13 protein-coding genes and 4 pseudogenes are annotated in these 13,462 nt (G+C 56.9%); 7 read left to right on the forward strand and 10 right to left on the reverse strand.

What is annotated here, in order from left to right:
• Positions 1 to 98 precede the first annotated feature (98 nt).
• Complete coding sequence (locus M5B99_RS18630) at positions 99 to 467, forward strand: hypothetical protein (protein WP_248805413.1); 369 nt, start codon at positions 99 to 101, stop codon at positions 465 to 467.
• Positions 468 to 550: 83 nt separating this feature from the next.
• Positions 551 to 811, forward strand: coding sequence for a type II toxin-antitoxin system ParD family antitoxin (locus M5B99_RS18635; RefSeq protein ID WP_248805414.1), 261 nt, complete (start codon positions 551 to 553; stop codon positions 809 to 811).
• Between the two features lie 127 nt (positions 812 to 938).
• Here the strand turns inward: M5B99_RS18635 and M5B99_RS18640 are convergent, their stop codons facing one another.
• From M5B99_RS18640 to M5B99_RS18655, 4 genes are all read right to left on the reverse strand, one after another.
• Positions 939 to 1,382, reverse strand: coding sequence for a hypothetical protein (locus M5B99_RS18640; RefSeq protein ID WP_248805415.1), 444 nt, complete (start codon positions 1,380 to 1,382; stop codon positions 939 to 941).
• Positions 1,379 to 2,293 (reverse strand): NAD synthetase, encoded by a 915-nt coding sequence (locus M5B99_RS18645; RefSeq protein ID WP_248805416.1) that lies wholly within the window; start codon positions 2,291 to 2,293, stop codon positions 1,379 to 1,381. The genes M5B99_RS18640 and M5B99_RS18645 overlap by 4 nt, the downstream gene beginning before the upstream one ends.
• A gap of 392 nt (positions 2,294 to 2,685) precedes the next feature.
• Complete coding sequence (locus M5B99_RS18650) at positions 2,686 to 5,925, reverse strand: DEAD/DEAH box helicase (protein WP_248805417.1); 3,240 nt, start codon at positions 5,923 to 5,925, stop codon at positions 2,686 to 2,688.
• Positions 5,926 to 6,247: 322 nt separating this feature from the next.
• Positions 6,248 to 6,862: a TetR/AcrR family transcriptional regulator gene (locus M5B99_RS18655; RefSeq protein ID WP_191486775.1), complete on the reverse strand. Its 615-nt coding sequence runs from the start codon at positions 6,860 to 6,862 to the stop codon at positions 6,248 to 6,250.
• 113 nt (positions 6,863 to 6,975) lie between these two features.
• Between M5B99_RS18655 and M5B99_RS18660 the strand changes: the two genes are divergently transcribed.
• From M5B99_RS18660 to M5B99_RS18670, 3 genes are all read left to right on the forward strand, one after another.
• Positions 6,976 to 7,923: an SDR family NAD(P)-dependent oxidoreductase gene (locus tag M5B99_RS18660; RefSeq protein ID WP_248805418.1), complete on the forward strand. Its 948-nt coding sequence runs from the start codon at positions 6,976 to 6,978 to the stop codon at positions 7,921 to 7,923.
• Positions 7,924 to 8,241: 318 nt separating this feature from the next.
• Entirely contained in the window at positions 8,242 to 8,667 is a 426-nt protein-coding gene (locus tag M5B99_RS18665) for a hypothetical protein (RefSeq protein ID WP_248805419.1), read from the forward strand.
• Positions 8,664 to 8,834 (forward strand): hypothetical protein, encoded by a 171-nt coding sequence (locus M5B99_RS18670; protein WP_248805420.1) that lies wholly within the window; start codon positions 8,664 to 8,666, stop codon positions 8,832 to 8,834. Before M5B99_RS18665 ends, M5B99_RS18670 begins: the two co-directional genes overlap by 4 nt.
• Positions 8,835 to 9,013: 179 nt before the next feature.
• On the opposite strand, the gene M5B99_RS18675 is transcribed toward M5B99_RS18670, so the two are convergent.
• The 3 genes and pseudogenes from M5B99_RS18675 to M5B99_RS18685 form a co-directional block, all read right to left on the reverse strand.
• Positions 9,014 to 9,217 (reverse strand): DUF6124 family protein, encoded by a 204-nt coding sequence (locus tag M5B99_RS18675; RefSeq protein WP_248805421.1) that lies wholly within the window; start codon positions 9,215 to 9,217, stop codon positions 9,014 to 9,016.
• Between the two features lie 49 nt (positions 9,218 to 9,266).
• Positions 9,267 to 9,446 (reverse strand): annotated as a pseudogene (locus tag M5B99_RS18680) (transposase); the annotation flags it as partial.
• A gap of 102 nt (positions 9,447 to 9,548) precedes the next feature.
• The gene (locus M5B99_RS18685) at positions 9,549 to 10,298 is read right to left on the reverse strand and encodes an SDR family oxidoreductase (protein ID WP_248805422.1); all 750 of its coding nucleotides are present in this window, start codon (positions 10,296 to 10,298) and stop codon (positions 9,549 to 9,551) included.
• A 110-nt stretch (positions 10,299 to 10,408) separates the two neighbouring features.
• Between M5B99_RS18685 and M5B99_RS18690 the strand changes: the two genes are divergently transcribed.
• On the forward strand, positions 10,409 to 10,783 hold the full coding sequence (locus M5B99_RS18690; RefSeq protein WP_248805423.1) for a winged helix-turn-helix transcriptional regulator: 375 nt from the start codon (positions 10,409 to 10,411) through the stop codon (positions 10,781 to 10,783).
• 418 nt (positions 10,784 to 11,201) lie between these two features.
• On the opposite strand, the gene M5B99_RS18695 is transcribed toward M5B99_RS18690, so the two are convergent.
• Positions 11,202 to 12,071, reverse strand: a complete 870-nt coding sequence (locus M5B99_RS18695; RefSeq protein WP_248805424.1) for an AraC family transcriptional regulator — start codon at positions 12,069 to 12,071, stop codon at positions 11,202 to 11,204.
• Between the two features lie 272 nt (positions 12,072 to 12,343).
• Between M5B99_RS18695 and M5B99_RS18700 the strand changes: the two are divergent.
• A pseudogene (locus M5B99_RS18700) lies at positions 12,344 to 12,448 on the forward strand (type II toxin-antitoxin system ParD family antitoxin); the annotation flags it as partial.
• Between the two features lie 482 nt (positions 12,449 to 12,930).
• On the opposite strand, the pseudogene M5B99_RS18705 reads toward M5B99_RS18700, so the two are convergent.
• Both M5B99_RS18705 and M5B99_RS30280 read right to left on the reverse strand, forming a co-directional pair.
• Positions 12,931 to 13,224, reverse strand: a pseudogene (locus M5B99_RS18705) (arginine N-succinyltransferase); the annotation flags it as partial.
• 127 nt (positions 13,225 to 13,351) lie between these two features.
• Positions 13,352 to 13,441 (reverse strand): annotated as a pseudogene (locus tag M5B99_RS30280) (arginine N-succinyltransferase); the annotation flags it as partial.
• Positions 13,442 to 13,462: the final 21 nt, after the last annotated feature.

Here is a 13,462-nt window from a genome sequence, read left to right on the forward strand (position 1 = left end):
GCTTGAGAAAAGAGCAGCATAGTTAGACGGTGACGCGACAACTACCTTGAAAAACGCCGAGAGCTTGCGGGTGATTTGATTTATGAGGGAACGCATTGATGATGACGTTGGAGGCGATGAGTGTTTTTCTACTTCTGTTTCTATTGTTCTTTAGTCTTGGCTTGTCAGCCTATATCACTAAAACAAAGCTGGATTTGGTCGAAGCCTATTTCGATAATAACGAAATGATGATCGGTGACCGAAAGTGGTGGGGCGGCAAGTCTTACAAGCATCGCTCAATGAGGCTATGTCTGATCGGCATTGTTATCATGTTTCCCCGAATGTTCATCTGGCGCGGACTCGTCACCCAGCGAGAACTTGACACGATACCGCAGGGGCTCAAACGATGGAGCAAGGCACCTTTGTATCTTGAGATTCTTCTATTCTTCGGCATGATTGCTTTTTGGATATGGCACCCATTCCAGTAAGGTCTCCTTGGATGGCCGCGCGATCCATCTGCGCTGGCGAGGTATGGCAATGGGGAGATATTTTGGCAAAGTCGGATAAAACCATGAGCACCACGAACATCTCCCTGGCGGATGCCCTCAAGTCCTTTACCTATGCTCAAGTGAGCCAGCGAGGCTGCTGCACCGGTAGCGAATATGTGCGGGAACTGATTCGCAAGGATCAGGATCGGCAGCACTTGTGTGGCCTGCTGCTGGCTGGGGCCGAATCGGCTCCCACGGCTCCTGTGGATGGCAATTACTTCGAATCCCTACGTGCCAGGGTTCGCTATGCCGATGCAGTCAGCTTGTTCGCCGATGCCCGCTAGAAGCTCTCCCAGCTTGTCACCGCCAATTTCGATGAAACGACCTCGCTCCAGGTCCGTCAGTCCTGCTGAAGTGGCATGACGCAAAGCGTCGATCTTGGCCAGTTCTTCAGCCTCATGCTGCTCACGTCTACCTCCCTGCATTTTTGGAAGCCTCCCGCCATTGGCGAAGTTTGACGACATTTTGTCGCATTACCCGCTGTGACTTGCTATTAAGTAGTAACACGCCAGTGAGGGGCGTCAGCAGACTTAACGCGTATAAAAAATGAGGTGCCTTGAAAAAAATGGCCGGCAGATTCAGAAAAAAACAAATAACAAACAAAAAAACCTCAAACCAAACCCAAGCCACGCGTCCCCATAGAACAGCCATATCAGCAAGAAACAATACCAGCGCTATCAAGGCTCCAAACAGTGCTAACTCCCTTAGCTCAACGCCGGCAGGGACGTATTCCCGATAACAAACAAGAACCAAAGCAGTCGTAATACCTATACAGATAAATCCAACGAAACTCACAAAAGCACCTGTCACGCTGTAGCGAACAAGGCTTGCACTCGGATCACTATCGCTCTTCATTGATCAAGTACCTCGTATAAAGAAACGGCAATTGTCTTGATATTCCCCGATTGGGCGCTTCCCATGGAACTGGCGGCCGCGCTTAAGGAGTCCATCACATGATAAAATGTAAATTGATTGATTTGAGCGGGTGTTAATCGCTTCGTCAATTCACCAGAAGCTTGCTTTAATTTCAATATTTTTGTCGTCAATGCAGGGTGTTGTAGCTTGAGGATCTCCCGATTCAATGTGGCACGCTCTTGACGCGTTAACCCTTTCAACACATCCCGAAGACTCTTCCCCGTAGAGCTTTTCGCAGTATTTATAACCTTCCATGTCGTGTAACCAGAAACACCCACACCGAGTAAAGAGATGGCATCCAGCGTTGTTGTCATTGCCTGATACCATATTTCCCGATCGAAATAATCGTTAACTTCGGGGGCGGCGACCTCTAAAAATGTACGCGCTGTACCAATAAAACATTGGGCATAGGCAGCCCTGACTGCAATCCCTCCCGCAAAGGCGATGACTGAACCAGCTCCAACAGTGAACGGGATCAGAGCTGTACCCAGTATTACCGCAAGAACGCTGAACGCCGCCCCCGAACACGCCAGCCCCATTCCCACCGCTTCCGCCATCAGCCGTGACTCACGCGGCTGTGTCTCCAGCTCTCGTACAAACTCCAACGGTGCCATGTGCTTTGGCGCTTCACGCAAAACGATCTTTTTCGGTACAACACTGCAAATCGCCCGGAACTCCCTCAGCGTCACCACCGTGAAGTCGCTTTCGATATACACCACACCTGCACCGGCAATCGCCGGGTCTCCATCGATTGCCCTAAACAGGCGCGGTAGGTCAACCTTGCCCTCCACGCGCTGACGGGCATTGCGGTGTGCATTGGGTACGCCGCTTTTCAAAAAATCGGAAATCATTTCGGCTTCTCCCTGACCTGATTATTACGGTCTTGGAGCATAAGAAGCCCAATCAACTGAAAATGTAGGACTTGCGAGTTAGTTGGGTAGGCTCACTCCCTTTCGTTGTTCAACACCTTGCTCATGGCACACGCTTGCGAAGAAAGTGCCGCCCGACGCCAATCCGGCGTAGGTCAACGAACAGGGAGTGGCTATGGCAACCGATATGTTTTTTAAATTGGGCGATATCAACGAAAAGGTGACCGATTTATTTTCCCTTGTCGTTCCAAGCACAATTCACCACTACAATCAGCCTGCGAAATTGCCCTCCAAAAAAAACTCATATTTCCCACACGTCTCAGGTGTGGGAAATATTGTGCACGCAGGAGGCTTCGGTCTAAGGCGGCCGTTTGTTATGCTGGGCTGTCGGCGGTCATCTGGGAATGAGCCGGCAGCAGCTCCATAACGTCACAGAAGAGTTTCCGCTGTTTCCAGTCATTGCGATCGCCAATCACATACAGGCGGCGCTTGGCCCGGGTGGCCGCGACGTTGAGCAGGTTCGGCTTGGACACTGCCCATTCGCGAGCACCGCCGTTTTCGCTGCTCCCACCCAGGACGAGGATGATCACGGCAGCTTCCTTACCCTGCATGGTGTGAATGGTGCCGCGCACGATCTTGCCGTGTAATCGATCCTTGAGTTGGTTGCGCACGTCCTGGAAGGGCGTGATCACCGCGATGCTGTCCAGCGGCACACCGTCGCCATCCAGTAAGGCCAACAGACGTTCGAGTGCCTTGCCTTCATTATCGACCCAATTGCCGGAAGAGCGGCCACTCGCATACACCCAGCCGGTGAGCAGGCGGGCCGGAGTTTCTTTGGCGGGGGATGGCTCGATGGTGCCATAGACCATGGCACCGTCGTAAGCGATGCGATTAGCCAGGTCGAACATCGGTCTGTCGCAGCGACGGTGCACCACCAGCGGCAGGCCGACCCAGCATTTCTGGCCTTTGGGACCGGCCATGCGACCCCAGGGTGTGGCCTGGTCGGCCAGGGTCTGGGCGGACTGGCGATTGGGCAGCCAGTGAGCGTCGACCTGATAGCGGGTACGCATGTGTTCGAGCACGGCATCGGATACGGTGACGATCGGCTCCAATTGCAGCGGATCACCGACCAGCACAGCCCGGCGTGCACGCCACAGGGCACCCACTGCAGCCTGCGGGGTAGCCTGACCGGCTTCGTCCACCAACAGCCAGCCAATCTCGCCGCAGCCAAGGCTACCGAAGGAGCGGGCGAACGAGGCGAAGGTGCTGCTGAGCACCGGCACCACCATGAACAGCGAGGCCCATGCCGAACGCACTACGGCCTGGGATACTCCGCTATAACGGCTACCGGTCAGCGTGCTGGTGATGAACTCCAGGTTGGCGCGCAAGCGCGAGGCCTCGATCTGGAAGAAGGTGCGGTGCAGCTTGAGCGCTTCGATAAACACCTTCGCCCGGGCTTGGCGCCAGCCTTCGACTATCCAGGGTTCGAGCTGCTCGATCTCGCTACCTCTGCCGATCCGGCCTTGTTCGAGCCAGACCCGCAGGTACTCGGCCTTTCCTGCTAGGGCAATGCTGCGAGCCTTGTCGATCTGCAGGGCGGCGTGGCGCACAGCTTCGTTGATCTCCTGTTCGTCCGTAGCCAATTGTCGATGGAGTTCGGTGAGCTGGCCGACGAGTCGCTGCACTTGGCGTTGAGCACTATCGAAGGCGTCCTTGGCCAAGGCGTGGGTGCTATCGAGCAGGCGTTGCCGGGCTGTCCACATGCGATGAGCACCCCAGAGGCTGAACAGGTTGGCGAGAAAACCCGGCTTTTTTGCCAGGTGTGCTTCAAGGGCCTGAAGTTCTCGTTGCAGTTGCTCACGGGCAGGCTTGAGCTGTCGTGTTTCCAGAGTAGCTTGTTCGTCATCGAGACGGCTGCGTTGGCTCAGGTGGACTTGGCGCTCCTCTTCTTTCTGATGGACTCGGGCCTTGGCGCTGATCACTGCCTGAACCCGTTCCAGAATGTCGATGACTTGAGCGCGTAGTGCCTGTTCGGCGTTCTTGGCGTCCTGGTATTGCTTGACGGCGGCGCGCCAGAGATTGGTTTTTTCGGCGGACGAGAGCAACTTCATCTGCGGCGCTTGCTCGGCCAGCCATTCGCGCATGCCCTTGGGGGCTGGCTTGTCGTCCGTGTTGTTCGCTATGGCTGCGTCTGGCGTTGTATCGCCGTCGTATAGATCTTCGTCCAAGTCGCCGTTGTCGAGGGCTTCTGGTTGGGAGGATGACGATTCGTCTTTGGTCTTCGTCGCTTCGGGCGGACGCTTGCCATAGAAGAAGCGATCGACGAACTGGGTACGTTTGGCTTTGCTGCCCAATGCCGCGGAGATCATTGCCCAGGCTGGCTTGCCGCTGGTGAGCTCGCCCAGTTCGCTGAAGTACTCGGCATCGGGCAGCCAGGATGGGTCAACCTTATCCTGCTGGGGCAACTCGAGAGTGACGTTCTCCACGGCTCCATTGTTGGAGGAGGCTACCACCATCTCGAAGCCGAACAGACGTGGGTCGAGTTGATAGGCAACGCGTTCGCGTCCGCCATCGTTGGCGGATTCGCGCCCGTCCTGAATGAAGGCCTCCGACGCCCTGCTCAGCGAAGCCAGTACGTCGGCTCGCTGTGTCACCACGGCGGCGATCAGGTCGCGGAGGAGGGTGGTCTTCCCGGTGCCTGGGGGACCGTTGACGCCCATCACGCCGGTGTCGTTACCGAGCGTGTTCAGCAAGCTGTTGACTGCTAGTTGCTGGGAGTGCACCAGCCCCAGATGCCGTTCGGCAGGCCAGCAGCCGGCGGCGTAGCGCGAGGGCGCGAGGCGATCGATCAGTGCCAGATCTGCGTTCGATTGGTCGAGGTGCAGGCGCAGGCTGGAGTCGTGATGACTCAGGTAGCGGGCCAGCGGCGCACTGGTTTCGCCACGGCCCAAGGCATCGGCCACGTCGGCCAAATCGCTTAGCAGGAAGCTGTTGAGCGGATCGTCCTCCTGTTCGGGTTTACTCGGGTTGATTGGTGCAGAGCGGAAGCGATGTTCGCGCGGCTGGTCCCCGAAAAACGCTTCGAGTCCCAGGGTCTGGCGGATGTAGTCGGTCAGGCGTGCCAGGTCGGCAGCTTGGACCACGCCACCGAGCAGGCTTTTGGCCTGTCCACGGAGGAGGTCCTGGGTCTCGTCGAAACCGCGTGTCCAATCCTTTTGGTTGATGGCGCAGCCCACGAACCACGCTTCGCTGGAGAGAACCAGGCTATCGACCAGCATCATGCCTTGGTCGTTGAACTTGAGCGCGTACAAGGCTGAAAGCCGATGTTGTGGTTCCTTGTAGCCTTGGTCGGCGCCGTAGAGCGCCTCTAACTGGCGAGAGACATCTCGGTTGTTGTAATGGTGTGCGTAGAGCGTGTGGCTCCATACGCGTTTGTTCGGCAGGCGCTGCCGGCTCAGCGGGTTGGCTGGCATCCATGGCAGGATCTGGGCTGAAGTGGGCATGTCTTGGAAAAAGGGTTGATAGTCGCTGTCGCGCTTCTTCAGCTTGGGGACTGCCTGGGGTTGCAGCAGCTCGACGGCGTGCCAATAACGCACGATATTTTGAGGATTCATCTACGTCCTTGAAAGCGCTGGGGCTTGGATTCCTGATAGGAGAGAATATCAGGCATAGTGCATCGCTTCTTGGTGCCGAGCGCAGAAACGATGCTGATCGCGGGCTGGATCACTTGTCTTATGGATACCAGGTGGCGTTGTTGTGGGTGAGGCGTGAAGAGGGGGATTTATTTAGAGCAAATAAATACGTCCCCTTTCTGCTTCCCTTTCTGCTTTAATAAATACGTCCCCTTTCTGTGCTTTCTGTGAACCTGCCTCTTTCTGCTGTCCCCTTTCTGCTTTCTGTGCAGTCATTTCTCCGTGAATTGTTTCCGATAACCCGTCAGACGCGCCGCGACAGGAGCACCAGGTCGGCCGCTTCCTCAGCGTCTTTGAGGAGCGTCTTGCGCGGCGTGCCCATCTGCGCACGCATGGTCAGCCCACGCGCTAGATCCGTGACTTGGATTGCGCGCGCGGTTACGGGAAAGTCAGACGGGATTTCTCCCGCGCTGATCCCGTCCCGGAAACGGCCTTCCACTAGCGTCACCGCGCCAGCTCCCGCGTTCTGCAGGAACTGCCGGACCTCGGGGTCGTTCACAAGCGGCGCGACGCACACGAGAAGACAGCCTGGGGCAGAACCTTTCTCGGTCGCACTTTCTACGGCCTGCCTCAGAAAGCTGGTGAGCGAGTCGCGAAGAGTCCCCGGCGAGAGGAGTGCCTTGGCTGCGAGAGCGCCTTTCCTCTCTGCATACGCCCTGAGGGTACGCAAGAATATCGTCCGCTTGTCGCCAAAGACGGCATACAGGCTTGGTCGTCCCACACCCATCCCGGCGACGAGATCGTCGATCGTCACTCCGTCGTAGCCCTTCGACCGAAACACCTGGGTCGCCTTTTCCAGCGCCCCAGCCTCGTCGAAGCTGCGCGGTCGGCCCCGCGGCCTAGCTGTATTTTGAATCATTTAGTTCAAAACTCGTTGACAATGGCTGTTTCGCAAATATATAACTGAATAGTTCTAAATTGGCAAGCGGGCTCCGGCTTCGCGGGGCTTCACGTTTCACCACGGAGACACCTATGGAACATTCGATCGCACTCGTCACCGGCACCACCTCCGGGCTCGGTTATGCGGCAGCCCGCACTCTTGCCGGAGAGGGCTGGCGCGAGATCATCGTCACCGGGCGCAGCCTGGTCCGGACCCAGGAGACGGCCGCTCAGCTCGCGGCGCAGACCAAGGCGCAGGTTTTCACGCCGCTGGAGCTGGATCTGAACTCGCCGGCCAGCGTCGAGTCCGCCCTCGCCGAGCTGGTCAAGCGCGGTCGGCCGATCGATTTCCTGCTGCTCAATGCAGGGATGGTTCCAGGCAAGGAGCGCGTGATCACGGCCGCAGGCGTCGAGGCTTCTCAGGCCCCGCTGATCGGCCATCATCAACTGACGGTCGGCTTGCTTCGCGCCAACCTGCTGAGCCCCAACGCACGGATTGTTATCGCCGGTGCGGAGCCTGCCCGAGGGGGCGTACCCATGTTCCGCTACACCGACGTGCCAGCCTTCGCGGCCAAGTACTACCGGGGTGACCAAACCGCCGCTGTGGAAGCCTTGATCCGTAACGGGCCGAACGTGAAGTACGTGCCCAACAATGCGTATGCCGACGCGAAGCTGATTGTCGCTTGGTGGGCCGCGGCGCTGGCCCGCCGGCTACCTTCCGGCATGGCCGTATACGCTGTGTCGCCCGGTGCCGCGACCGCTACCAAGGTTTCGCGACAAGCTGGCCTGGCCGTGAAGTATCTGTTTATCCCAATCGCGAACCTCATTCCTGGCATGAATCAGACGCCGGAGACCGCGGCCCGTCGGTACCTCCAGGCGTCGGAGTTCGGAACCGACGTCTCAGGGCAATTCTTCGCCTCGGCTCAAGGGAAGTTCTCAGGCCCAATTGAGGCGCAGCGCCACCCACACCTCCACGATCACGCCAGCCAGGAAGCCGCGTGGCAGGCCGTCGTCAAGGTCTCCGGCGTCGACTTGTCCTAGCCTGCATCTTTGGCGATGGCGACCAAGAACTGATCGCCCCGACAGCCTGCCAAGCCTACGTCAAAGAAGTTTCAACACCAGGGTGACCGTGGGGCTGTCTGAGTGCGCGAATATCCAGTTCGGTAACCGCCCCTATAGATTTATTCCTACGTGTTGCACCCTGACAGGCCCTGAGCTGCACGTCCGTAGGGTTGTTGAAGGCGACGAACTGTCGGTGCACCTGGATTCACCCCGTTACGTGGCAGCGCGATTGAGCTTTGATTTTCAATGCTTTAGGCTTGCAGCCCACAAGGAGTGCGGTTAAGAAGGGATTGATGGATGGCAACTTTCTACGATTATTTCAAAGAAAATATGGAAGGGCTGGGCCTTCCGGCCCCCGAGTCACTCTTCGGCACACTGTCCGTCGCAGTGGCCACGGCCTCAACGCTACTGACTCAAATAGACAAGTTCGGCAAGGCGGTCACCATCGGCGAATTGATCGGTGCCGGCACTCGCCTTGAACAGATCGCCATAATCGGCGCCTGCTCGGCAGCGTTTTATGTGGGGGCTGTGATTGGCAGTATCGCTGTCGCTACTGGTCGGAGTCTTGCCGGGGGCTTGTCCATCGCCGATGTGCTGGCCATGGCTCGGACCAACAATCTCGATCGACATTGGCTGAGTGCCTGCCTGATACAGTATCCAGGCGTGTACCAACCTCAATTGCCAGGCCGTCAGTTGTATCGCAACGCCAGGGGCGTCGTATGAAGGACTCCATTCTGTTGTTTCTCACCGCGCTGGTGGTGGCCGCCGTGTCCTGGGCGTTTTGGCATTTTGCTGGCGCTGATGGGTTTGCAGTCTTGAACCTTCTCGCCCTTGTTGCTTTGGCTGCAGATAACCTGCGACTACGTAGAAGGTTGAAGCGGCTGCTCTAAATTCTGCTGCCGTCGTCAGGCTGCGTCTGTTGTGGTTCAACGGTGCCGGGCACTGCATTGGTTTTCTGCTCAGTCCGAACAGGTATCAAGCAATGGCCTGAGGGGCTGATACGGCTGTAGAGCTTCATACTCAATGAACGGGAAGGCCCGCTTCCCGTTCATCTATCGTTTTAGAGTTGTCAGCCGTTGACGCTGACCGCCTGCCCATCCAGGACCGAGTCCATTTTGAGCTGTGCGAGTTCGATCAGATGCACCACACCCATCGCCACCTTACGGTTCGAGCCGGTTTGGTTGTCAGCGTTTTCATAGGCTGTGGCCGCCGCGGATTGCAGAATCGAATAGACGTTGACCAGGGTGTCTTCCTGATTCTTGGGCTCATTCAAATGATCACGCAACATGGTGACGGGGGGAGGTTTCGAGCCTACGTCCGGGCCGAGGTTGCGGGGTGACGCCCGTGCGTTCCTGCTGCACTTGGTCGACCCAATGGCGCAAAGCCGACTCGCCGACACCAAGCGAGCGGCTGGCTTCGATGAAGCTGTAATCCTGCTTGAGAACGAGGGCGGCAGCCTCGCGTTTGAATTCAGCGGAAAAGGTACGGCGTTGTTTGGTCATCTGACACCTCGTTCTGGCGAGCATTCTCGCCTAAATGGGTGTCAGGTTTCATTAGACCACTACAGAGTGAAGCTTCAGCGCTCAGCGGCGAAATCGCTCAATTCATACCTGATTGGTCGGCATAACGAACAACTCCGCGATGTTAACGTGCTCAGGCGCCGAGACCGCGAACAGTACTGTATCGGCAATGTCCGACGGCGACAGAAACTGGACCTGACTCGAGAATCCAGCCATCATCTGAGAGAACTCCTCGCTGGTTGTATGCTGCGACAACTCAGTCGCCGTCGCCCCCGGCTGAATGCTGGTCACGCGGATATTGTGCTTCTGCCCGACTTCCATACGCAGGCCTTCAGTAAAGGCACTTACCGCGAATTTGGTTGCTGAGTAGACGGCAAAGCCTTGGCCGTAAACTTTGCGTCCGGCGACCGATGAGGTGTTGACGATGTGGCCGGAGTGCTGCTTGATCATCTGTGGGAGAACGGCCGCCGACAAGTTCAATACACCCTTGATGTTGACGTCAACCATGCGGTCCCATTCGTCGGTCTTGAACTCGTCGATGTTCGATAGCGGCATCAGCCCGGCATTGTTGAACGCAATATCAATTCTACCGTAGGCGTCGATGAGTTTTTTCACACCCCTCTCGACCGAAGCCTTGTCAGCCACGTCCATTTCCAGGACCACCGCTTGGCCGCCCTGTTGCTCGATTTCGGCCTTCAATGCGTGTAGACGGTCTGCTCGACGTGCCGCTATACCGACCTTCACTCCCGCGCTGGCGAGCTTCTTGGCTGTAGCTTCACCAATGCCGCTCGATGCGCCAGTGACGAGTGCGACTTGTTCAGTGAGTGCTTTCATGATCCATCCTTTTGTGCTCATCGTGAGGATTCACAACGAGGTTAGGGGTTGAATGCTAATAATATACATTGGATACTTAGTTTCAATTACGCACCTTAAAGGTACTAGATATGCTCGACGATACTGCCAAGATCGAATGCACACCGGAAAGATTGGAGCAGACACGCCTTGTCCTGGATCAGATTGCCAATAAATGGTCGATTATGATCATGACAAGGCTGGGCGACGGGCCTGTCCGGTTCAATGAGCTTCGAAGGCTGTTGGGCAATGTCACCCATAAGTCGCTGACCGAAGCACTCAGACGGCTCGAACGTTATAAGTTGATTCATCGTGAGGTCATTTGCACATCTCCCGTGGCTGTTCAATACGAAGTGACCGATCTCGGGAGAACGCTTGAGGCGCCTGTTTCTGCTCTGGTACGTTGGGCAGAAGAGCATGCGAGGGAAATGTTGGAGATCGAAAGCAAAGGGGCGGACGGAAATTAATTTACCGCCCTCCTGATAAGGATAAGTCGCCAAGAGTTGAAGATTCCGTTGAGGCGTGTCATTTACAGTATCGCGGCTCTGACCTGTCTTCTGGCGTGCAGCAGGCGCCGAAGGGGCGATGCTGTTGGAGCAGAGCGACGCGTGGTGCCTGCAACGGCGCTATATGCAGTTGGAGGCTTTCGAGGCGGTCAGCGATGATCCGCAGGCCAAGCTGTCGGCCGTGATCAACTAAACGGCAAACTCAGTGACCAGAGCCATGATGAGTTACACCACTTCCTGGGACACGATCGCCGACGGGCTCAAACGCCGGACGGCTACGATAGCCTTTGGGGCGATAACGGTCAGTCGTGACCGGCTGAAATCGACCCTGAACGGACACTCGTCAACGTCAGCTCAGGGTCGAAGGCTGTTTGCTCCGTTATTGCAACGGAACATACACATCTGTTTGCCATTGATCCTGCGGTGTCTCGGGATAGACGCTCAGGTAATGGAAGAACAGCGGCTGGTCACGAAGTTCCTCTCCACTGGCAGGAAGCCAATCGCGGTAAATCGGATAGATCGTTTCGCCGATGTGATCCGGTGACCCCTCGTGTCGCACCACGACACAGCGACCGGCAGGAATGACGATCTCGTGCACGGCGAACTCATTCGGCGCCACGGCCTCGTGAATCTCGCCGCAGATTGCGAAGCGGAATGCTGCTGGAGGTGTCGTATCGGGGTTGCTATAGGGAATGCCAAAGGTGCGACTCGATGCCACCGGCGACTGTCCGCTCTGCATACGCCATTCGATGAACCTGCGCACGCTCTCATTGACGAGCCCGGGTGGTCCGCAGTGCTCAAGCGCTGCAACCTTGACCTCGGGGAAATCTACGATTCGTACTTGCATGACGATAGTCCTGGAAAAGTGAGGGATTGCGAACACCGTATTCCAGAGCTGCCAGTTGGGTTCCTTCCTGAACGCACTCGGCGTCGTACCGAATGCCCGCCTGAACGCCCTGCAAAATGCCTCGGGACTTTCAAAGCCGGCATCGTGTGCGGCATCCAGTATCGAGTAATCAGCGAGGGCGGCCAGGCGATGTGCCGCGCGTCGTAGTCGCATCAGTTGCACATAACGTGAAACAGGCACGCCAACGAACGCGGTGAATTGTCGGTGGAAGTGAAACGCCGAAAAGTTCGCCACCTGGCTCAACGTCTTCACCGACAGGTCGCCTTCGAGATTGGCGTCAATGTAGGCGAGTACGGCGTTGAAGCGTCTTGTGTAAGCGAAATGGGTCGGCATATCAGACACTGGGAAAAGCTCCTGGAAGTACGGTCGGCAATAGAATCGACTATAGCGGCGCGAACGCGCCTAGCCGCGCTTGCTCAAGGTTGGCCAATGCGATCTCTTCCAAGGCGTTCCTCTATCGTTTGAGCAGCTGTCATCAGCTGACACCGACCACTGAAGTACCCAATTTCCAGGCGGAACGGCGGTGCTCGGCGGCGTGCATTGCCAGGTAGGCTTTGAGGAATCGACAAACACCCGAACTTTTTGCGACACATGCCGATGGCTGGCATCAGGCCAGTAGCGAATATATGCGGGAACTGATTCGCAAGGATCAGGATCGGCAGCACTTGCATGGCCAGCTGATAGTTGGGGCCGAATTGGCTCCCACGGCTCCTGTCTGAAATCCTACCGCCTCGGAAAATGGCCGGGCATCGCCCTGGTCGCTCTGGGGCTTGCGAGTATTTTTATACTGCCGCCTTTCATTGCCGGCTTCGATCTGGGCATCGCTTCAACCTATGCTATCGGTAGCGGGGCTGCGCTGTTTTTTAGTCGGGCTCGGTATGCGGTGTGAGCCACGTTCTCTCTCATGCAACGCGAACCTCGGCAAGCTGGCCGCCTAGGGTGCGAAGATGCGGCAGGCTCAGCAGGGAGTCCGCATTCTGCGACAGGCTTTTCACAAATTTCTCACATCCTGAAGCGCAGATTGATCTGACAAAAGGATTTGACCCCATCAAACAGAAAAACCGCCATGTGCGGTTTTTTTGTTTTTGGCTTTTGATGGGTTTTGTCGCGAGAGGATTTGCGACTCGGTCCGTGCAGACGCATCCATAACAGGTGCTTGGCACATCAGGCGGCAACCGCCTGTTATTGTTACTTGAGACTGGCTGTCGCGCACGGCACGGATTTTCGGGATATGGGCTTCGATGACCGGACCGCCGTCGAAGAGGTCGATGTAACCCGGATGGGGAAAGCCTTCATTGCAGAGGATTCTACGCGCCGGTACGGCGTTTGGATGGGCCTTGCCGATCACCGCCTGAGCTTGCTCGGTGAGCAGGCAGGTGTACAGCGGCTGACGTGGCATCAGCTCGGCGATGAACCACTTGTTGCCGAGCCCGGAAACGTGATCGGCGTGGCTGAAGTCCATTTTGAAAAAATGCCGACCGAGGCTGTCCCAGTACGTCATTGCTCAGCAGGTACGGCGTCTTGCCACCGCTGTGTGAGCTCAAGTGCGCAACGGCCGTGCGGGTCCGGGCGATCGAACGAATACTCGGGGTGCACGCAAACAGCGTTGGTCCCCGTCGACGGTGCTTGCCCAGTGCATCCCAGAATGGCGATTCACCTGCGTCACTGCTGTAGCCGACGATTTCGGCAATCACTGCGTCGGAAAGGCGCTCAGTCAGGCTTCGAGTGCCCCT

The organism is Pseudomonas sp. MWU13-2100 (assembly GCF_023242365.1).
Lineage (GTDB): Bacteria > Pseudomonadota > Gammaproteobacteria > Pseudomonadales > Pseudomonadaceae > Aquipseudomonas.

What these genes read in the sequence shown, in the direction of transcription:
- M5B99_RS18655 (WP_191486775.1), bottom strand. Translation starts at nt 6,862, where the DNA reads ATGATTCAAAATACAGCTAGGCCGCGGGGCCGACCGCGCAGCTTCGAC.
- M5B99_RS18650 (WP_248805417.1), bottom strand. Translation starts at nt 5,925, where the DNA reads ATGAATCCTCAAAATATCGTGCGTTATTGGCACGCCGTCGAGCTGCTG.
- M5B99_RS18660 (WP_248805418.1), top strand. Translation starts at nt 6,976, where the DNA reads ATGGAACATTCGATCGCACTCGTCACCGGCACCACCTCCGGGCTCGGT.
- M5B99_RS18630 (WP_248805413.1), top strand. Translation starts at nt 99, where the DNA reads ATGATGACGTTGGAGGCGATGAGTGTTTTTCTACTTCTGTTTCTATTG.
- M5B99_RS18685 (WP_248805422.1), bottom strand. Translation starts at nt 10,298, where the DNA reads ATGAAAGCACTCACTGAACAAGTCGCACTCGTCACTGGCGCATCGAGC.
- M5B99_RS18670 (WP_248805420.1), top strand. Translation starts at nt 8,664, where the DNA reads ATGAAGGACTCCATTCTGTTGTTTCTCACCGCGCTGGTGGTGGCCGCC.
- M5B99_RS18690 (WP_248805423.1), top strand. Translation starts at nt 10,409, where the DNA reads ATGCTCGACGATACTGCCAAGATCGAATGCACACCGGAAAGATTGGAG.
- M5B99_RS18640 (WP_248805415.1), bottom strand. Translation starts at nt 1,382, where the DNA reads ATGAAGAGCGATAGTGATCCGAGTGCAAGCCTTGTTCGCTACAGCGTG.
- M5B99_RS18645 (WP_248805416.1), bottom strand. Translation starts at nt 2,293, where the DNA reads ATGATTTCCGATTTTTTGAAAAGCGGCGTACCCAATGCACACCGCAAT.
- M5B99_RS18635 (WP_248805414.1), top strand. Translation starts at nt 551, where the DNA reads ATGAGCACCACGAACATCTCCCTGGCGGATGCCCTCAAGTCCTTTACC.
- M5B99_RS18665 (WP_248805419.1), top strand. Translation starts at nt 8,242, where the DNA reads ATGGCAACTTTCTACGATTATTTCAAAGAAAATATGGAAGGGCTGGGC.